This is a genomic window from Agrobacterium sp. 33MFTa1.1 (assembly GCF_004328495.1).
Taxonomy (GTDB): domain Bacteria; phylum Pseudomonadota; class Alphaproteobacteria; order Rhizobiales; family Rhizobiaceae; genus Agrobacterium; species Agrobacterium pusense.
The window spans coordinates 1,767,378-1,786,231 of record NZ_CP036358.1 but is presented as its reverse complement, the minus strand read 5'-3'; the positions used below and the strand labels follow the sequence as shown (position 1 = coordinate 1,786,231).

Annotated in this window: 20 protein-coding genes; 8 read left to right on the top strand and 12 right to left on the bottom strand. The window is 58.3% G+C overall.

Annotation, left to right across the window (positions count from 1 at the left end):
* The first annotated feature begins 73 nt into the window (after positions 1 to 73).
* The gene (locus EYD00_RS09080; RefSeq protein ID WP_004442926.1) at positions 74 to 718 is read left to right on the top strand and encodes an MBL fold metallo-hydrolase; all 645 of its coding nucleotides are present in this window, start codon (positions 74 to 76) and stop codon (positions 716 to 718) included.
* Between the two features lie 86 nt (positions 719 to 804).
* On the opposite strand, the gene EYD00_RS09075 is transcribed toward EYD00_RS09080, so the two are convergent.
* The 4 genes from EYD00_RS09075 to EYD00_RS09060 form a co-directional block, all read right to left on the bottom strand.
* The gene (locus EYD00_RS09075; protein WP_003494703.1) at positions 805 to 1,020 is read right to left on the bottom strand and encodes a cold-shock protein; all 216 of its coding nucleotides are present in this window, start codon (positions 1,018 to 1,020) and stop codon (positions 805 to 807) included.
* A gap of 445 nt (positions 1,021 to 1,465) precedes the next feature.
* A complete protein-coding gene (locus EYD00_RS09070) occupies positions 1,466 to 2,368 on the bottom strand; it encodes a DMT family transporter (RefSeq protein ID WP_034498771.1) in 903 nt (300 codons plus the stop codon).
* Positions 2,369 to 2,520: 152 nt separating this feature from the next.
* The gene (locus EYD00_RS09065) at positions 2,521 to 2,832 is read right to left on the bottom strand and encodes a hypothetical protein (RefSeq protein ID WP_004442924.1); all 312 of its coding nucleotides are present in this window, start codon (positions 2,830 to 2,832) and stop codon (positions 2,521 to 2,523) included.
* Between the two features lie 136 nt (positions 2,833 to 2,968).
* Entirely contained in the window at positions 2,969 to 3,892 is a 924-nt protein-coding gene (locus EYD00_RS09060; protein WP_004442923.1) for an EAL domain-containing protein, read from the bottom strand.
* A 212-nt stretch (positions 3,893 to 4,104) separates the two neighbouring features.
* Here EYD00_RS09060 and EYD00_RS09055 point away from each other — a divergent pair, with 212 nt between their 5' ends.
* Positions 4,105 to 5,307, top strand: coding sequence for a pyridoxal phosphate-dependent aminotransferase (locus EYD00_RS09055; RefSeq protein ID WP_004442922.1), 1,203 nt, complete (start codon positions 4,105 to 4,107; stop codon positions 5,305 to 5,307).
* A 59-nt stretch (positions 5,308 to 5,366) separates the two neighbouring features.
* Here EYD00_RS09055 and EYD00_RS09050 read toward each other — a convergent pair whose 3' ends face one another.
* Positions 5,367 to 6,473, bottom strand: a complete 1,107-nt coding sequence (locus EYD00_RS09050; RefSeq protein ID WP_004442920.1) for a calcium:cation antiporter — start codon at positions 6,471 to 6,473, stop codon at positions 5,367 to 5,369.
* A 195-nt stretch (positions 6,474 to 6,668) separates the two neighbouring features.
* Between EYD00_RS09050 and EYD00_RS09040 the strand changes: the two genes are divergently transcribed.
* Entirely contained in the window at positions 6,669 to 6,935 is a 267-nt protein-coding gene (locus EYD00_RS09040) for a DUF2188 domain-containing protein (protein ID WP_004442919.1), read from the top strand.
* A 103-nt stretch (positions 6,936 to 7,038) separates the two neighbouring features.
* On the opposite strand, the gene EYD00_RS09035 is transcribed toward EYD00_RS09040, so the two are convergent.
* Positions 7,039 to 7,983, bottom strand: coding sequence for a LysR family transcriptional regulator (locus EYD00_RS09035; RefSeq protein ID WP_004442917.1), 945 nt, complete (start codon positions 7,981 to 7,983; stop codon positions 7,039 to 7,041).
* Positions 7,984 to 8,072: 89 nt separating this feature from the next.
* Between EYD00_RS09035 and EYD00_RS09030 the strand changes: the two genes are divergently transcribed.
* Positions 8,073 to 9,110 carry an NAD-dependent epimerase/dehydratase family protein gene (locus tag EYD00_RS09030; protein ID WP_004442916.1) on the top strand — a complete coding sequence of 346 codons (1,038 nt, stop codon included), beginning with the start codon at positions 8,073 to 8,075 and terminating at the stop codon, positions 9,108 to 9,110.
* Positions 9,110 to 9,499 carry a DUF6220 domain-containing protein gene (locus tag EYD00_RS09025; RefSeq protein ID WP_004442914.1) on the top strand — a complete coding sequence of 130 codons (390 nt, stop codon included), beginning with the start codon at positions 9,110 to 9,112 and terminating at the stop codon, positions 9,497 to 9,499. Before EYD00_RS09030 ends, EYD00_RS09025 begins: the two co-directional genes overlap by 1 nt.
* Before the next feature lie 40 nt (positions 9,500 to 9,539).
* On the opposite strand, the gene EYD00_RS09020 is transcribed toward EYD00_RS09025, so the two are convergent.
* The 4 genes from EYD00_RS09020 to trxB form a co-directional block, all read right to left on the bottom strand.
* Positions 9,540 to 10,655 (bottom strand): alkene reductase, encoded by a 1,116-nt coding sequence (locus EYD00_RS09020; RefSeq protein ID WP_006699634.1) that lies wholly within the window; start codon positions 10,653 to 10,655, stop codon positions 9,540 to 9,542.
* Between the two features lie 121 nt (positions 10,656 to 10,776).
* Positions 10,777 to 11,067, bottom strand: coding sequence for an ArsR/SmtB family transcription factor (locus EYD00_RS09015; RefSeq protein ID WP_004442911.1), 291 nt, complete (start codon positions 11,065 to 11,067; stop codon positions 10,777 to 10,779).
* A gap of 596 nt (positions 11,068 to 11,663) precedes the next feature.
* Positions 11,664 to 12,560 carry a LysR family transcriptional regulator VtlR gene (locus EYD00_RS09010; protein ID WP_034498849.1) on the bottom strand — a complete coding sequence of 299 codons (897 nt, stop codon included), beginning with the start codon at positions 12,558 to 12,560 and terminating at the stop codon, positions 11,664 to 11,666.
* Between the two features lie 24 nt (positions 12,561 to 12,584).
* On the bottom strand, positions 12,585 to 13,559 hold the full coding sequence (gene trxB / locus EYD00_RS09005; protein WP_034498773.1) for a thioredoxin-disulfide reductase: 975 nt from the start codon (positions 13,557 to 13,559) through the stop codon (positions 12,585 to 12,587).
* Positions 13,560 to 13,809: 250 nt separating this feature from the next.
* Between trxB and EYD00_RS09000 the strand changes: the two genes are divergently transcribed.
* Positions 13,810 to 14,277: an Lrp/AsnC family transcriptional regulator gene (locus EYD00_RS09000; protein ID WP_004442906.1), complete on the top strand. Its 468-nt coding sequence runs from the start codon at positions 13,810 to 13,812 to the stop codon at positions 14,275 to 14,277.
* 19 nt (positions 14,278 to 14,296) lie between these two features.
* Here EYD00_RS09000 and EYD00_RS08995 read toward each other — a convergent pair whose 3' ends face one another.
* Positions 14,297 to 15,352: a glycosyltransferase family 4 protein gene (locus tag EYD00_RS08995; protein WP_004442903.1), complete on the bottom strand. Its 1,056-nt coding sequence runs from the start codon at positions 15,350 to 15,352 to the stop codon at positions 14,297 to 14,299.
* A gap of 85 nt (positions 15,353 to 15,437) precedes the next feature.
* A complete protein-coding gene (greA, locus tag EYD00_RS08990) occupies positions 15,438 to 15,914 on the bottom strand; it encodes a transcription elongation factor GreA (protein WP_003522847.1) in 477 nt (158 codons plus the stop codon).
* A 221-nt stretch (positions 15,915 to 16,135) separates the two neighbouring features.
* On the opposite strand from greA, the gene EYD00_RS08985 reads away from it, so the two are divergent.
* Together EYD00_RS08985 and EYD00_RS08980 are read left to right on the top strand one after the other, a co-directional pair.
* Positions 16,136 to 17,368 carry a putative DNA modification/repair radical SAM protein gene (locus tag EYD00_RS08985; protein WP_006699637.1) on the top strand — a complete coding sequence of 411 codons (1,233 nt, stop codon included), beginning with the start codon at positions 16,136 to 16,138 and terminating at the stop codon, positions 17,366 to 17,368.
* Positions 17,368 to 18,810: a UdgX family uracil-DNA binding protein gene (locus tag EYD00_RS08980; protein WP_004442900.1), complete on the top strand. Its 1,443-nt coding sequence runs from the start codon at positions 17,368 to 17,370 to the stop codon at positions 18,808 to 18,810. The genes EYD00_RS08985 and EYD00_RS08980 overlap by 1 nt, the downstream gene beginning before the upstream one ends.
* Positions 18,811 to 18,854 lie beyond the last annotated feature (44 nt).

Here is an 18,854-nt window from a genome sequence, read left to right as displayed (position 1 = left end):
GACCTGTCGCCATTGTGCCGTAACCGGTAGCGAGCTATAGGATGGCGGATCTTTCAGACAGGAGACACGGGATATGGGAAAGTTGCAGGCCGGGATTATTCCGGTCACGCCATTTGAGCAGAATTGTACCGTCCTGTTTGATCAGGACACCAAGGAAGGTGTCGTCGTCGATCCTGGCGGGGATGTGGACGTCATTCTTCAGGTAGTTGCTGAAAACGGCATCACGCTCAAGGAAATATGGTTGACGCACGGCCATCTCGACCATGCCGGTGGTGCGGATGAGTTGCGCGAAAAACTCTCCCTGCCGGTGATCGGGCCGCATGAAGATGACCGGCCCCTGCTGGAGAGAATTGAGGTGCAGGCGCAGAAATACGGCATCAGCGGTCTGAAGAACGTCGTGCCGGATTCATGGCTGAAGGAAGGTGACAAGGTCTCCTTTGGTGATCACGTCTTCGAGGTCTATCATTGCCCGGGGCACGCGCCCGGGCACGTAATCTATTACAACCGCGACCAGAACTTCGCCCATGTGGGCGACGTGCTGTTTGCCGGGTCGGTGGGGCGCACGGATCTGCCGGGTGGAAACCACGAGCAGCTGATGGCGTCCATTCGCGATAAGCTGCTGCCGCTTGGCGACGATGTCGGTTTCATCTGCGGCCACGGCCCGGGCGGACGGCTGGGTGAGGAGCGGCTGACCAACCCCTATCTCAAGGGACTGTGAGCGCCGGACGGCTGCGGTCTGCAGCGCGCACAAAAAAACCCGGCATTCCTGCCGGGCTTCAACTAGAAAAGAAAGCCGTTTTAGGGTCAGCCAGCAATCTGCAGATTGACTGCCTTCGGCCCTTTGCCGCGACGATCCGGTTCCGTGTCGAAGCTCACTTTCTGATTTTCTGAAAGTCCGGACAGGCCGGAAGCCTGTACGGCAGAGATGTGAACAAAGATATCAGCGCCACCATTGTCTGGCTTGATGAAGCCGAAGCCTTTGTCTGTATTGAAGAATTTTACGGTGCCAGTTTCGGCCATGCATCAGGTCCTTTTCGCTCTGCCCGCGTTCAGCTACAGGCAGCATTACAGTTTTGCCCCGCGTGGGCGTTGGCAGGCAGTTTTTGACTATTGAGAAAATGGACCTTCGCAGCGGGAAGTAATGGCGTTCTCATCCAACGTTTTTCGTCCCACCGCCCGAGGTTTATAGCGTCCCCAGTGCGCAAATTTATAGGCCTTCCCATGCTCGCAAATTGCCCGAACCGCAGTAGATTGCTGCGTTTATCGAAAATTGGCAAGCAAAAGTTTTTACGGGCTTTTTGTCAGATAAAAAACCTGCGGTAGAGTTACGCGTGGGAACCGCACATTTTTTTCGCATAAGTGATAGTTGATGAAATAATTGCCGGTCGGTCTGAGCTTTCCCGGCAAAAATTTGGACGCGTGACCGCGATTTCCCGAGAAAACAGAAAAAACAGTTCTTTTCGCGTCACGCCGCTTCTGTCGCGGTTTTTTGCCGTTTGCGCGTCAGTTCCGGTACCAATTCCACGATCAGGATGGCGATGAAAATGATCAGGCAGCCGACATAGCCGGCACTGGAAATGGTTTCCTTGAGGAAAATCGAGGCCAGCAGGGCGCCGAAGAGCGCCTCCGACGACAGGAAAATCGCGGCCTGCGGCGCTGTTGTGTAGCGCTGGGCAATCACCTGAAGCACAAAGGCGAGGCCGGAAGAAACGAGGCCGACATAGAGAATTTCTACCATCGACGCCTCGATGGCGACCATGCTGATCGGTTCGGATACAACGCCGATCATGCAACTAAGAAGGGAGCAAACCGCGAATTGTGTGCAGGAGAGCGCAAGCGGCCGGCCGCTTTCGGAAACAAAGCGTCCTGCGAGCGTAATCTGGATCGCCCAGAAGAAAGCACAGATGATGCTGAGAATATCCCCTTTCGTCAGCGTCTCGAAGGCGCCGCCGGAAAGGAGGAATATACCGCCGAGCATCATCAGCGCGCAGGGCCAGACGACCCAGTGGGGGTGACGGCGGTAAAGCAGAACGGCAATCACGGGCACGAAGATGACATAGAGCCCGGTCAGGAAGCTGGAATTGGTGACCGTCGTGGTCAGCAGCCCGACCTGCTGGGTGGTGGCACCGCCGAACAGCGCAAGACCGACGAGAATGAAGCTGCCGATCTGACGCGGGCGCGGCGGTGATTTCAGGGACCGGGTTTCCATGAGCGCGAAGGGCAGCACGGCGATGGCGGCGATGGCGAAACGCAAACCGACGAACCAGAAAGGGCCAATCGAGGCCATGGCTGAGGATTGTGCGACAAAGCCGCCTCCCCAGATTGCTGCGGCGAGCAGAAGCAGCATATTGGCCTGAATTCGCGTCATTATTGGCACCAGCAACGCGGGGCCGGGAGATCATTGACGTCACGGCCGGGCAAACAGGGGATTTTGTGAGGTGTCATCCAGCTGTGTCGGACGACTGTTTCCCGGGTGCTTTAGCAGCAACATGCCGATGCCGCAAGTCGAGGGGAGGGCCGTTATCTATAACGGCGGGCCTCGTCCTTCAGGCTGCGCCGGGTAAGCATCAGGCCGCCAAGGCCTAGGCCGACGAACGCCGCGGCCGAGAGGACGATGAGCAGGATATGCGGACCTGCCTTCGTCGTCGCAGCCACCTGCGGTATGGCGGAGGTATGCAGGGTGTCCACCGCTTGCGCAGCCGCATTGGCCGATGTCGCGATGCCGGCTGCCATGGTGATGATGACAAGGAAAGCCGCGACCGCCATCCAGAGGGAAAACAGCGTTCTCTGTGCCCTTAACCTTTCAACGGAAGTGCGGTCGTTGGTAAACATGGCTGTCGCCTCTTGTCCCTGTTCTTAAAGGACAAAAGAGGCTTCGAAATGGACGGCTTGGAGACCGAATTCTGGCGTTCCGCGGCATTTATTGCGGCAATATTGTGGCGGGGGCGTTTTTGAACCGGAATTGGCGTCAGAGGCCGCGTTTTCCGAAGGTCCGAGTCTGGCGAAGGGGATGCGCGTCAGTGGTACGCTCCTCACGGAAAAAAGCCGCGGAGCCTTTCTCCAGTCGCGCGGCAGGGGAAAAATAAGCGCTGCCCAGCTCGGGAAAGCGCGCATCGAAACTGGTGGGCGCAAGTTCCGGTTTTGCCAGAATGTAGCCCTGCATCAGGAAAACGCCGAGTTCCTCACATTGCTCCACCTGCCAACCGGTTTCCAACCCCTCGAAAACCGGCTCTATCCCATCCTCCCGAAACTGGCTGACAATGACGCGCAGGAGAGCGGCGCCCGCAGAATTCTGCATGAAGTCGCGCACCCAGCCCGCTTCGAATTTCACATAGTCCGGCTTGATGAGCTTTACCCGTTCGATGGCGGTATCGCCGGCGCCGTAGTCATCGAGCGCCACGCGAAAGCCGATATCGTGCATGTGGTAGGCGAAATCTGCGACCATCTGGGTGTCGGAGGCCTTCTTCTCGGAGATTTCGCAGACGATACGGTCTGCCGTCATGCCGGCCTCGTGGGCTGCGAGACGCATGCGCTCCACTTCCTGCCGCATCTTGGCTGGCGTCTGGAACAGGCCGGGATGGAAATTGACGAAGATGCGCGCGCGGGAGCGGCTGAGCCTGCCGGTGTTGAGAATGTGGATGGTCCGCAGGATGCTGTCGATATTTTCGATGTCTTCCGGTGCCACCAGCGAGAAAAATTCACCTGGTGTTACCGGTTCGCCGTTGCGGTGGGGTCGCACAAGACCTTCGAAGGAATCGATGTCCAGCGGCCCGCTTGATGTGCGACGGAATATGGGCTGCAGGGCGGACTTGAGGTTGAAGCTGTTATAGGCGGTGGACCATGTGCCATCGGCCTCGCGGACAAGACTGGAAAAGATGCTTTTGGGCGCCATTTTTCAACCAGCTATAGAGAGACACGACCCCTAGGCTCGCGAATGTAGCTCAACAAGCGTTACTTCCGGGTTAAGGAAGGCTTAAATTGTACCCCACGGCGGATAGGCTGGCTTTTGGCCTTGAAACTAGGCCCGTCTTTCGACATAGAAATTGCCGCAGCAGACGAGATTTCCAAGCTCTGCGATGTCAACCCCAATAGGACCGATTAAAAATGGCCTTCCTTGCCGACATTCTCTCCCGCGTAAAGCCATCCGCCACCATCGCCGTTAGCCAGAAAGCCCGCGAGCTTAAAGCGCAGGGCCGCGATGTGATTAGCCTTGGCGCCGGCGAGCCGGATTTCGATACGCCCGACAATATCAAGGAAGCGGCCATTGACGCGATTAAACGCGGTGAAACGAAATACACGCCTGTTTCCGGCATTCCGGAACTGCGCAAGGCGATTGCCGACAAGTTCAAGCGTGAAAACGGCCTCGACTACAAGCCGGAGCAGACGATTGTCGGCACCGGCGGCAAGCAGATCCTGTTCAACGCTTTTATGGCGACGCTGAACCCCGGTGATGAAGTCGTTATCCCGGCGCCGTACTGGGTCAGCTATCCCGAGATGGTCTCGATCTGCGGCGGTACGCCGGTATTCGTCGACGCGACGCTGGAAGACAATTTCAAGCTGAAGCCGGAAGCGCTGGAAAAGGCGATCACGCCGAAGACCAAGTGGTTCGTGTTCAACTCGCCGTCCAACCCGTCGGGCGCGGCCTATTCGCACGACGAGTTGAAGGCGCTGACCGATGTGCTCGTCAAGCACCCGCATGTATGGATCCTCACGGATGACATGTATGAGCACCTGACCTATGGCGACTTTAAATTCGTCACGCCGGTGGAAGTAGAGCCTTCGCTCTATGACCGCACGCTGACGATGAACGGCGTTTCCAAGGCCTATGCCATGACCGGCTGGCGTATCGGTTACGCTGCCGGCCCGCTGCCGCTCATCAAGGCCATGGACATGATCCAGGGTCAGCAGACCTCGGGCGCGAGCTCCATCGCACAATGGGCCGCGGTCGAAGCCTTGAACGGCACGCAGGATTTCATTCCGGCGAACAAGAAAATCTTCGAAGGCCGCCGTGACCTGGTCGTCTCCATGCTCAACCAGGCCAAGGGCATCAGCTGCCCGGCTCCGGAAGGTGCGTTCTACGTTTACCCGTCCTGCGCCGGCCTGATCGGCAAGACCGCGCCGTCGGGCAAGGTCATCGAGACGGATACGGATTTCGTCTCCGAGCTTCTTGAAGCCGAAGGCGTTGCCGTTGTGCAGGGCTCGGCCTTCGGTCTCGGCCCGAACTTCCGCATTTCCTATGCCACCTCGGAAGAGTTGCTGGAAGAGGCCTGCAAGCGCATCCAGCGCTTCTGCGCCGATTGCCGCTGATCGGTTTGTAACCTCGATTGAAAAAGCCCGGCAGCGATGCCGGGCTTTTTTCGTTTCGGTCAGAGCCCCAGGAACAGCAGCATGATGAAGGTGGCGAAGAGAATGAAATGCGTCATTCCTTCAATCGCGTTGGTTTCACCGTCATTGAGGTTGATGGCGGCGGCGATGAGCGTGATGAAGACCATGACGGTCTGAACGGGCGTCATCGCCATGATGAAGGGCTGGCCGGTATAGAGCGCGATACCCTCCATCACGGGCACGGTCAGGATAACCGTCGAGAGCGATGCGCCCATGGCGATATTGACCACGGCCTGCATACGGTTGCGCAGGGCAGACCTGAGCGCGGTGAGGATTTCCGGCGATGCCGAGATCGTCGCCACCACCACGGCCATCAGCGCTGGCGGTGCGCTGGTGCCTTCAAGACTTTCGCCCAGGAAGGCGGACATGAATTCCGCCAGTACGCCGATCAGAACCACGCCGGCGATGATGAGGCCGATGGAGAGTAATACGTTGCCTTCATCGTCCTCTTCCGCATGGCTGCCTGCTGGCTGGCCGGCCGGATGTGGCTTTCGAGGGTAAGTGTAGCTGAAAAAATAGCTGTGCGGGCCCACCTGCATTTTGAGGAACAGCGCATAAAGCGCAATCATCGCCACGATTGTGAACACCGAGTAGATGTGCCAGCTCTGTTCAGGAATGAACTCAGGCACTATCATCGATATGCCCATGGCTGTCAGGATCATCACGCCATAGGTCTTGCCGGAATCATCGTTATACGGCTGTTCTCCGTGGCGAAGGCCTCCAAGAAGCGCGGCGAGACCAAGAATGCCGTTGATGTCGATCATCACGGCGGAATAGATCGTATCCCGCACCAGCGTGGGTGAACTGGATTCGCTCATGATGATGGCAAGGATCAGCACTTCCACCGCAACGGCCGACAGCGTCAGGATCATGGTGCCGTAGGGGTCGCCCACCTTGGCGGCCAGGATTTCGGCGTGATGGGCAACCCGCATCGAGACGAGAACAATGAGCCCGATCAGCACGACGGCAGCGATGATCGTCGCCGTCTTTCCCGCTTCGAAGATTGCATGTTCGGCCAGATAGGCGACGATTGCCGCCGGTATCGCCAGAAGCAGCATACGCTCCTGTTTCAGAATAGAACCCGCCATTGACTTCCCTTCCCCCGGATCGGCTTAGGCTGTGACGTATCGTCCCTCAGATCAAGCAGGATTTGCGCTTGAGTGCTTTTGGTAGGATAGTGATGTCGCAGGACATGCTGCTCATGCCGCGGTGTCCCCATCGGGTGCAATGCTTGAAGCGCGGTTGTGGTTGCCATGTCGCCTACCGAAACAGGAGGAACATGCATGACCAAAGTGGTGTATGAAATCGTCGAACATGACGGGGGCTTCGCCTACCGCATGAACGGCGCTTATTCCGAAACATTTCCTACCTATGCGGATGCCGTCGAGGCTGCGCGCATCGTCGCTGCCGAACAGCAGGTGGGTGGCGATGACGAGGAAATCAGCTATCAGGATGAGAGCGGCCACTGGCATGAAGAATACAGCCAGGGCGGCGATCGCCCGGAAGCCGAGGTGGTGGACAAGACAACGCAGCAGGCCGAACCATTCTGACGGGCGATCCGTGGATTTTATGCAAACCAGGATCGCTTTTCCGTTCCGCCGGTCCCTTCCAGTTGGGGATCGCGGGCCTGCCTCGTATCGACGCGGCACTGCCTTAGCGCTGTTTCGGTGGCGCGCCCGGATCGGTTTCCTTGAGATGACTCTTGAGGCCTTCGACCAGGGCGCTGAAGACGGCGCGGCATCGCGGTGAGGTCTTGAGGTTTTCGTGCATCGCGACCCAGGTATGGAGCGGGATATCGATGTTCGGCAGAACCTGAACCAGTCGCGGGTCCTTGCGGGCCAAGCCAATCTGACAGACGCCGATGCCCGCGCTGGCGCGGATCATGGCAAGTTGTGCAAGGTTGCTGTCGGCGCGTATTTCGAAGGAAATTTCCTCAACATCGGGGATGTCAGGATCGAGCGAACGCATCCGCTGGATGGCCGCCCGGATGAACGGCGTCTTGCGGTCAAAACCAACCATCCGGTGGTGGTTCAGGTCTTCCATGCTCTTTGGCGTTCCGGCTTTTGCCAGATAGTCGCGCGTCGCATGAAATCCAAGACGGAAATTGCCGATGTAACGCATGACGATCGCGTCCTGCAGCGGCTCGGTCATGCGAATGGCAATATCCGCCTCGCGTCTTAGAAGGTCTTCCAGCGTATCTGATAATGACAGCTCGATTTCAAGCCGCGGGTGAACCTCCTGCATGGCCGTGATAATCGGCGGCAGCATTTCGACGCCGATGATGTCAGATGCGCTGATGCGCACCGTGCCTTCGATCTTGCCGACTTCGCCGGAGGCCGCGCGCATGAGGGCGGCGGTCGTCGCCGCCAGATTTTCCGCATAGGGGCGGAGCGCAAGGGCTGCTTCCGTCGGCATTAAGCCGTGCGGCGAGCGGATGAACAGAGGAAAGCCGACGGCCTCTTCCAGCGCGCCGATGTGACGTCCCGCCGTCGGCTGGGTGATGCCAAGCTCGCGGGCGGCGGCGGACAGCGAACCGTCGCTCAGCACGCTAAGGAAGGTGCGATAAAAATCCCAGCTGACGTCGCGGTTCTTGCTCATAAAATTTTGTATAGCCGATCCACTGATTTCGATAATTTCGTATATCGCAAAACGCGACGATACTCCATCCCAGAACAAGGAGTACGGCGATGATATATGAAAACAACGCAGATTCAGCAGAGAATGATCGGCGACTGGCGCTGGTTCTGGGCGTGAATGGGGGTGTCGGCGGCCAGGTCTCCCGTATGCTGCAGCAATGGGGATGGCGCGTGAGGGCGATGACGCGGCGGAAGGCGGCTTCCCACATCACTGGCGATGTCGAGTTCGTGGTGGGTGACGCCATGAGCGGTCAGGACGTCTTGAAGGCGGCACAAGGTGTTCGGCTGATCGTCCATGCGGTTAATCCTCCCGGATACCGCGATTGGGAGAAGCAGGTATTGCCGATGCTGGACAACACGATCGCGGCTGCTGAAAGCTGTGGGGCGAGGATTGTTTTCCCGGGGACCATCTATAATTTCGGCTCTGACGCCTTTCCGCTGCTGAGCGAGGAGAGCCCGCAAAAGCCCTTTACCCGCAAGGGCGCTTTGCGTGTGGAGATGGAGCGGCGGCTTAAACTGGCTTCGATGCGCGGCGTGCCGGTGCTGATCGTCCGGGCGGGCGACTTCTTTGGGCCAGATGCGAGAAACAACTGGTTTTCGCAGATGCTGGTGCGACCCGGCAGGCCGGTTCGCAGCGTGCAGAACCCTTCCGCCCGCCATGCAGGACACCAATGGGCTTATCTGCCTGACGTGGCGGAAACCATTGGCCGACTGCTCGACCGTGCAGACGAGCTTCCGGCCTTTGCCGTCTATCACATGGAAGGTTTCTGGGATTTCGACGGGCTGCAACTGATTGAAGCGATCGAGCGGGTTGTGGGCCATCCGGTCAAGCGGCGACGTTTATCCTGGACAGGCATCAAAATAGTTGCGCCGTTCGTTCCGCTGTTCCGCGAAGTGCTGGAAATGCAATATCTCTGGCAGATGCCGATCAGGATGAGCAATCGTAAGCTGACAGATTTCCTTGGAAGTGAGCCGAAGACACCTATCGACATTGCGGTGGCGACCACGTTGGCGGGTCTCGGCTGCCTTGACGAGAGGCCGCGGCCGTCGAACCTTGCGCATCCGGCCGACGCCGAAGGCAGGGCGTGATGGGCGCGGTTGCGAACGGAATGTCGACCAGGCGTCGCGCCTTTGCCGTGATTTCGGCAAGCGTGCCCGTGCTGATCTTCGCTCAGGTGCTGCTGGCCGGGCTGTCGATCTATTACGATGGATCACTGCTGTCGCTGCACAAGGGGCTCGGCCTTCTGATCGCCGTTCCGATCCTGTCGCTGGCGGTCCTCGCTTTGCGATACGAGGACCTGCGGCCCAATCTTGGCCGTTCGCTGGTGCTGCTTGCTATCTATTGTCTGCAGGTGGCGCTGATGAGCATCGGTCGGGAAACGGGCAATGGGCTGTTGCAGGCGCTGCATCTGCCCAATGCCTTCGTAATGGGCGCCTTTTCCGACTTTGCCGCCCGGCAGGCGAGAAGCGCGCGATGAACGAAAACGCCGCATCAACGATGCGGCGTCTTTTTCATTACTATTGGGCGAGGGCCGGATAGTCGGTGTAACCTTCGGCGCCGCCGCCATAGAAGGTCGGCTGGTTCGGTTCGTTCAGCGGCGCGTCGTTTTTCAGGCGGCGCACCAGATCAGGATTCGCGATGAAGGCCTTGCCGAAAGCAACGGCATCAACCTTGCCACTTTCCACGGCTTCGATGGCGCTCTGCCTATCGTAACCATTGTTGGCGATCCACAGGCCCTTGCCCCCGGCATTGCGATAAGCCGCCTTGAAGGACGCGTAATCGAAAGGCTTGTCGCCCTGCTTGAAATCGCGCGGACCGCCCGTCGCACCTTCAACGACATGAATGAAGGCGAGATTGCGCTTGCCCAGCTGCTCAACCACGTAATTATAGAGCGGTTGCGGATCAGCCTCGAAAATATCGTTGGCAGGGGTAACTGGCGAGAGGCGGATGCCGGTGCGGCCGGCGCCGATCTCTTCCGCCACCGCGTCGACGACTTCCAGCAGGAAGCGAGCGCGGTTTTCGATGGAGCCACCGTAATCATCCGTGCGCTGGTTGGTGCTGGATTTCAGGAACTGCTCGATCAGGTAACCATTGGCGGCATGGATTTCGACGCCGTCGAAACCGGCCTCCAGTGCCGCGCGCGCGCCGCTGCGGTAATCCTCGAGGATGAGGCCGATATCGTCGATGGTGAGGGCACGGGGCTCGGAGGTTTCGGCAAAGGCACCGGTGCCGTCATCATTGATGATATAGGTCTTCGATTTGGCGGTGATGGCCGAGGGGGCGACCGGCTGGCCGCCATGCGGCTGCAGCGAGGTGTGGGAAATTCGGCCCACGTGCCAGATTTGGGCAACGATCTTGCCGCCCGCCGAATGAACGCCGTCAGTGATCTTTTTCCAGCCTTCAATCGCTTCCCGCTTATAAAGACCGGGAACATCGGCGTAACCCTGGCCCTGCTGGGAAATGGGCGTGCCTTCAGTGACGATCAGGCCGGCTGTCGCCCGCTGCTCGTAATAGGTGGCGTTGAGATTGTTGGGAATGGCGCCCGGGGAGCGATTGCGGGTGAGAGGGGCCATGACGATGCGGTTGGCGAGTGCGATATCGCCGGCCTGTGCCGGTTCGAAAAGACTGGTCATGCGACTTCACTTTCTGGTCGGTTGGCGAAATTGCGCGGCAGGCGCGCTATCCTGATATGGGTGCCGGTGCGAAACCGTGTCGCGGTTCCGTCCGGCACCCCGGGCTCAAAGCTTGGGAGGCTCAGAGATTGGTTTGCAGATAATTGCGGAAAGCATCGATGGTTTCCTCGTTGCGCTCAAAAAACACCCATTGCCCCACCTTCTTCGACCTGATCAGGCCCGCCGCCTGCAGTACCGCAAGATGCGAGGAGACGGTGGATTGCGACAGGCCGCTGATCTGAAACTGGTTGGCGCAAACACCCATGCTGAGCGGATGCTCCTGACAGAAGTGACTTTCCGGAGACTTCAGCCATTCCAGAAATTTCAGCCGTGCGGGGTGCGAAAGGGCTTTGAGGACTTCCTCCGGGTTCATTGGGGTTTCTTCAATATCTGGCATACCCGATATTTATATCGACTATTATCGATATACAAGTCACGTCTCTGTGAGGACTGCACGGGCGCGGTGGCATCGGCAAAAAAAAGGCCGCTGGATATTTCCGCGGCCTGATAAGTTTGAAGGTCAAAACCTCCAGAGGGGAACAGCTGTCGCGTGCCTGAGCGAGCGTGACAGCCAACCAAGATATGGTGGGAGCGACAATGCAAAACAAGGTTGCATCATCCGATATTTCGCCAATTTGGAGAAAATTCTTGCGGGTAAAAAAAGAGGGCCGCCGGATGTATCCAGGGCCCTTTAAGTGTGAAGGTCAAAAACCTCCAGAGGGGAACAGCTGATGCGGTGGAACTGGGAGGAAAAGCCACCGTGTGCATCAGCTGAGAGCGATATGGTGCTTTTTTGTGCACGAAACAATTCTTTTTTGTGCAGGTCAGGCATGCGTCGGGTGCAGGCCTCGATATTTCAGGTATATTTTATGTGCAAAGCTGGCGAAGGGCGACTGGTCGCCCTTCCATGAATTCCCCTGTATCTCCTTGAAAAATAACGTCTATTTCAGCCCCTCGGCTATTTAAACGTCAGAAATTCCAATTGCGCGCCTTGGCGACGATAAAGTCGCGGAAGGCCTTCAGCTTTGCAGCATTTTTCATCTCGTCCGGATAGCAGAAATAGGTGTCGAATGACGGAATGTCGGCCGCGAGCGATAACTGGATGAGGCCGGGGTCCCGGCCGACAATGTAATCCGGCAAGCAGGCGATACCTATTCCCAGCAGGCATGCGCGCTTGATCGAGGTCTGGCTGTTGATCTGCAGATGGGGGGTGCGGGTATTGTCGGAAGACCGCCCGGCATTTTCCAGCCAGTTGACATCTAGCAGGTAGTTCGGCGCGGGTTCGCCAAACGAGATGATGCGGTGGTTGTCCAGATCCTCAACCGACTGGGGCTCGCCATGGCGATTGATGTAAGACGGCGCGGCATAGACGTGCATGTGCACCGTGAACAGCTTGCGCTGGATGAGGTCCGATTGCTGGGGCTGGCGCAGGCGAATGGCGCAATCTGCGTGGCGCATGTTCACATCCAGCTCCTCATTGTCGAGGATGAGCTGGATCGACATTTCCGGATAGAGCTGCAGGAATTCCTGCACCTTGTCCGTCAGCCAGCCCTGACCGAGGCCCACCGTCGTCGTGACGCGCAGCTTGCCGCTCGGCTTTTCCGTCGTTTCGGTGAGTTGCATCTTCACCGTTTCGAGCTTCAGCAGCACATCGTGAGCGGTGCGATAGAGCAGTTCGCCCTGTTCGGTAAGAATAAGACCGCGGGCGTGGCGATGAAACAGCTTGACGCCGACATCCTGCTCCAGCGCGCTGACCTGGCGGCTGATGGCCGACTGGGACAAATGCAGCTTGTCGGCAGCATGGGTGAAAGACCCTGCTTCGGCTGCGGCATGAAATATGCGCAGTTTATCCCAGTCCAATGGCATTGCCATGCCTATCCTGCCTTTCAGTTATTCCGCTGCGACAGCAAGCGGTTGATGCGCGGTGAGATAACGTTCCGCTTCCAGCGCGGCCATGCAGCCCATGCCGGCGGCGGTGATTGCCTGACGGTAGATGTCGTCGGTGACGTCGCCGGCCGCGAAAATGCCTTCCACGTCGGTGGCGGTGGAATCGGGAGCGGTCCACATATAACCGTTGTCCTTCAGCTTCACCTTGCCCTTGAAGAGCTCCACGGCAGGCGCGTGACCAATGGCGACGAAGACGCCGTCAATGGGCCTTTCGCTGATCGCGCCGGTTTTGGTGTCGCGCAGCTTGACGCCGGAAACGGAGGGCGGCATCGGCGGTTTTGCGGGCGCGCCGGTAATTTCGGCAACTTCCGTGTTCCAGAGGATATTGACGTTGTCCTTGGCAAAGAGCCGTTCCTGAAGGATTTTTTCCGAACGGAAGCTGTCGCGTCTGTGCACGACCGTTACCGTCTTGGCGATATGGGCGAGATAAAGCGCCTCTTCCACGGCGGAATTGCCGCCGCCCACCACGATCACATCCTTATTGCGATAGAAGAAACCATCGCAGGTGGCACAGGCGGAAACGCCGAAGCCCTGGAAATGTTGCTCGCTCTCGATGCCGAGCCACTTGGCCTTGGCGCCGGTGGCGATGATCAGCGTGTCGGCGGTCCATACCTGGCCAGAATCGGTCTTCACGACGAACGGGCGAACGCTGGTTTCAACTTCGGTCACCAGGTCACTGACGATTTCCGCGCCGACATGCGTCGCCTGCTTCAGCATCTGGTCCATCAGCCACGGGCCCTGGATAGGGTCTGCAAAGCCCGGGTAATTCTCGACATCGGTGGTGATCATCAGCTGACCGCCCTGTTCCATGCCGGCGATCAGCACCGGCTTCAGCATTGCGCGTGCCGCGTAGATCGCCGCCGTGTAGCCTGCGGGACCGGAGCCGATGATCAATACCTTGGTATGGCGGGCAGACATGGGAAATTTCCTTCTCAATAGCAGGGTCTTCAGTCGAGGGCCTTCCAGCCGCGGCAGGGCGGACGGGCCATAACCCCTTCGTTGGCGGGTATTTAAGGTTGTCTAGTGCCTTTATTCAAGGGCAGCCTTGCGTTACCAACAAGGCAGTTGTGGATGCACGCGCAATTTTGTGACCGGTTGGCGGCATATCGTTGCGAATCCCGCGCCGAATAGTACAAGGAAGTTCTCCAGCTTAACGAGGTACTCCTCCGTGACCAGCGTCGAACTCGATGCCATCGATCTGAAAATCCTGCGCGAATTGCAGCGCGACGGGCGCATGACCAATGTGGAACTGGCCGAAAGGGTCGGTATCTCGGCTCCTCCGTGCCTGAGGCGTGTCCGCAAGCTCGAGGAGGCGGGGGTAATCGAGGGTTATCACGCCATGTTGAACGCGCCGAAGCTCGGTTTTGATCTCGTCGCCTTCTGCATGATCGGTCTCAAGCGCCAGTCGGACAGCAATCTGAAGGCCTTTGCCGCGGCGACGGCCGGGTGGCCTCTCGTGCGCCAGGCCTGGATGGTATCCGGCGAAAGCGACTTCCTGTTACATTGCGTCGCAAGAAACCTGACGGAATTTCAGGACTTCGTCATCGAGGTTCTGACTGCGGATGAGAATGTCGATACGGTGCGCACCATGCTGACCATCCGTCAGGTCAAGCGCGTCGGTCTCGTGGAAATCTGATTTTCCGGCTTGCGACGCATTACCCCCGCCGCAACGCCTCATAGACTTCGCCAAGACTGGCCGCTTCTTTTTCCAGCGGAAAAGTGCTGCGCACATGCGCAAGTCCGGTACTCGCGTGGACTTTGGCCATGGCGGGATCGGCGAGATAGGTCTTTATTGCATCCCTCAGTGATGCATAGTCGCCCGCTTCAACAACCGCCCCGGTCTCGCCCGTGACGATCATTTCCTCGTAGGCACCGGCATTGCTGGCGACGACGGCCGTTTCCGAGGCCATTGCTTCAAGCGGAGTCAGCCCGAAACCCTCGTTGCGCGAAGGCGCGACATAGAGCGTCAGCCGCCTGTACCACGGCTTGATGTCATCAACTTCACCCTGAAACACGATACGATCTGCGAGGCCGGCGGCGTTGACATCTGCTTCAAGGGCTTCGGCAAAAGCCTTGTGTTCCGCCGTCACGCGGCCTGAAACCACAGCTGTCCATTGCGGATAGGCGGGCAGAAGTTCGATCATGGCACGCACGAAAAGATCGGTGCCCTTCTGGTGGCGGACCCGCCCGAAGCAGCCGATCAGATATTGTCCCGGCAGGCCGGTCGCGGCTATCGTGTCCTCAGGACCGGTTGCCGGATGGAAAAGTTCGGTATCCACGCCATGCATGACAACGCGATGGGGCACTTCAAGAAATGAGCCTGAGCGGATGTTGGTGGCCACCACGGCATCCATCCTGGAGATCAGGAAACGGGTATAGGCGGAATGCCGCCTCTGCGCGGCCGAGGTGAAGAGAAGCTTCACCTTCATGCGCAGCACATCACGCATGAAAATTCCCGGTAACATTTCGAGGTTGCGGCGGGCATGCCAGATGCGCGGGCCGCCAAACGGGCCGCCTTGCCAGAGCCGCCACAGGTCGCGGAAACGCACATGCGGCAGATGCGGCGGCAGGCCGGGGCCGATGGTGGCGACCTTCTGTCCCAGCCGGTTCTGCACCGGTATCAGCTGAACGATTGTAGAGGTGACGCCGGAGAGCCTGCGTTTGAAATTCGGCGCAAGCACCTGCACATCTTTCAGGCTGACGTGGGACAAGATGGGCTTCCGTCTTTGCGGCTGGTTCAGGGGAGCAACAGGTCAAAAGCAATGCGCCCGCTGGCGGGCGCATTGCATGGGGCAATCAGCCCCACTGAACCGCGAGGATCTCGTAACCCTTGGCGCCGCCAGGCGCGTTGACTTCGATGCTGTCGCCAACTTCCTTGCCGATCAGGGCGCGGGCAATCGGCGAAGAGATGGAAATACGGCCGGCCTTTACGTCGGCTTCCTGGTCGCCGACGATCTGATAGGTCTTTTCCTCGTCGCTGTCTTCGTCAACCAGCTTCACGGTGGCACCGAACTTGATCTTCGAACCCGACATCTTGGAAAGGTCGATGACTTCAGCGCGCGCCGTCAGATCTTCGAGTTCCGTGATGCGGCCCTCGTTATGGCTCTGCGCTTCCTTGGCAGCATGGTACTCGGCGTTTTCCGAAAGGTCGCCATGGGCGCGCGCTTCCGCAATCGCCTCGATGATGCGGGGGCGTTCCTCCTGCTGGCGCCAGCGAAGCTCCTCCTGAAGCTTGACGAATCCACCCTGGGTCATCGGTACTTTTTCTACCATTTTTTTATCCTTCGCATTCCGGTCGCTTTACCTGCAGACACAAAAAGAAACAGGTTCCGGAGGGGAACTCCGGAACCATGCCAAAATCATAACTGAGCGGACTATATCAGAAGACGACAGCGAAATGCCAGCAAATTTGAGGCATCAATATTTCTTTGTCTTTCCAATGACTTGAATATCCTGATTGACAATCTTCAAGAGAACATATAGTGAACATTATTATGAAGAAGTCAATCAGGCAACGGCTGGCCATTCTCTCTGACGCCGCGAAATACGACGCCTCCTGCGCATCGAGCGGGACGGCGAAACGGAACTCCGCAGCCTCTGGCGGATTGGGCTCGACAGAAGGGTCTGGCATCTGTCATGCCTATGCGCCGGATGGGCGCTGCATATCGCTCCTGAAAATCCTGCTCACCAATTTCTGCATCTATGATTGCGCCTATTGCATCAACCGTTCTTCCAGCAATGTGGAACGGGCGCGGTTTACCGCAGAAGAGGTGGTGTGGCTGACGCTCGAATTTTACCGGCGCAACTATATTGAAGGGTTGTTCTTATCCTCGGGTATCATCCGTTCCTCTGATCACACGATGGAGGAGATGGTGCGTGTGGCGCGTGAACTGCGCGTCACCCATGGCTTTCGTGGATACATCCACCTCAAATCCATCCCGGAAGCGTCTCCGAAATTGATCGAGGAGGCGGGGCTTTATGCGGACCGGTTGTCGATCAACATCGAGTTGCCCACCGATAGCGGCATCGGCCGTTTTGCGCCGGAAAAGCAGCCCGCCAATATTCGCCGCTCTATGGCCGATATTCGCCTGAAGATCGAGGAGGCGGGCGAGCCTACCGTCAAAACGCGAAAAACCAAGCGTTTTGCGCCCGCCGGACAGAGCACGCAGATGATCGTGGGCGCCGACGGTGCCGATGACAGCACCATTCTTTCCACCAGCGCGCGGCTCTATGGAAGCTATGGTCTGCGGCGCGTCTATTATTCGGCGTTCAGCCCAATTCCGGATTCGTCGAAGAACCTGCCACTCATCAAGCCGCCGCTGATGCGCGAACACCGCCTCTATCAGGCGGACTGGCTTTATCGTTTTTACGGTTTCGATATCGGCGAGATAACCGCTATCGGCGGAAACGGCATGCTGGATCTTGACATCGACCCGAAGCTTGCCTGGGCATTGAAGCATCGCGATCAGTTTCCGGTAAACGTCAATGCGGCGGATCGCGAAATGTTGCTGCGTGTACCCGGTTTCGGCACCAAGACGGTTGCCTCGATTCTCTCGTCGCGGAAGTTCCGCAGCCTGCGGCTGGAAGATATCGCCCGCTTCGGCGTATCTCTCAAAAAGGTGAAGGCCTTTATCGTCGCGGAGGGATGGACACCGGGCAAGCTGATCGAACGGCCGGATCTGCGCGCGATGTTTGCGCCGCAGCCTGAACAATTGTCGCTGTTGTGATGTATGGCCCGGTGCTGGAGGGGCGGGGGGATTTCACCGAGTGGCGCGATGCTGCGCGCGCGGCGCTTGCGGCCAATATACCGCCGGAGAAGATCGACTGGCGGCTGCAGGATGACGGGTTTGGGCTTCTCGACTTTTCCGGTGCGCCATTGCCAACGGAGGGCGGCGCCCCGGTTCCCGTACCTGCCGCATTTGTCGCACTGGCGCAGGCCGTCATCTGCCACAGCGATCCCGGCCGTTTCGCGCTGCTCTACAGGCTATTGTGGCGGCTGAAACGGGATCGGGCCCTGCTGCAGTTCAAGTCCGATCCGGATGTTTCCGATGTGCGGCTGCTCGAAAAGTCTGTCCGTCGCGATTATCACAAGATGACGGCCTTCGTGCGTTTCAAGGAGCTGTCATTGCCGCAAGGGCAGGGCGGGCGACGGCGGTTCGTGGCGTGGTTCGAACCGGACCATTTCATCATCGAACGTACGGCTCCGTTTTTTCAACGTCGCTTCACCGACATGGACTGGTTGATTGTCTCGCCGAAGGGCAGCGCCCGATGGGACGGAAACCTGCTGCAGACATCACGGGAGGCTGCCGCCAAGCCTGATCTCAAGGATGAAACGGACGATCTCTGGCGGACCTATTACGCCAATATTTTCAACCCGGCCCGCTTGAAGATCAAGGCCATGACAGCGGAGATGCCGAAGAAATACTGGAAGAATCTGCCGGAAGCCGAGCTCATCCCTGACCTGATTCTGGGCGCGGAGGCGCGGGTGCTGGAGATGGCGGCGAAGGAGGCGAGCCAACCGAAGCCGTTTCACCATCGCCTCCAGGCAGCGGCTTCCGCACGGGAAGAGCAGCCACCTTTGCCGGATGGCACGCTTGCTTCGCTGGCGCATGAAGCGCGCCACTGCACACGGTGTGCCCTGCATTGCAAGGCGACGCAGACCGTTTTTGGTGACGGGCCGGAAAACGCGAAGATCATGGTCGTCGGTGAGCAGCCGGGCGATCACGAGGATCTGGCCGGAAAACCTTTTGTCGGCCCCGCAGGCCAGCTGTTCGACAGGACGCTCAGAGAGATCGGTGTGGACCGCGGCGGGCTTTACGTTACCAATGCCGTGAAACACTTCAAATACGAAACGCGCGGCAAACGGCGCATCCACCAGCGGCCGAATGCGGGGGAAGTGGAGCAATGCCGCTGGTGGCTCAACCAGGAAATCGCGCTTGTTCAGCCGAAGCTGATCGTTGCGATGGGTGCAACGGCGCTATATGCGCTGACCGGCGGCAAAGAAAAGGTCTCGGAGATTCGCGGCCGGCCCTTGCCAATGCAAGAAGGGCGGACGCTTTTTGTCACCGTGCACCCATCCTACCTGCTTCGCCTCCCTGATGAGCAGGCTAAAGAGATGGAAATCAAGAAATTCAAACAGGACATGCTTTATGTAAGAAATTTTGAATAGTCTTTTCTATGTATATATTTTATCGAATATCAACTTGGCGTTGT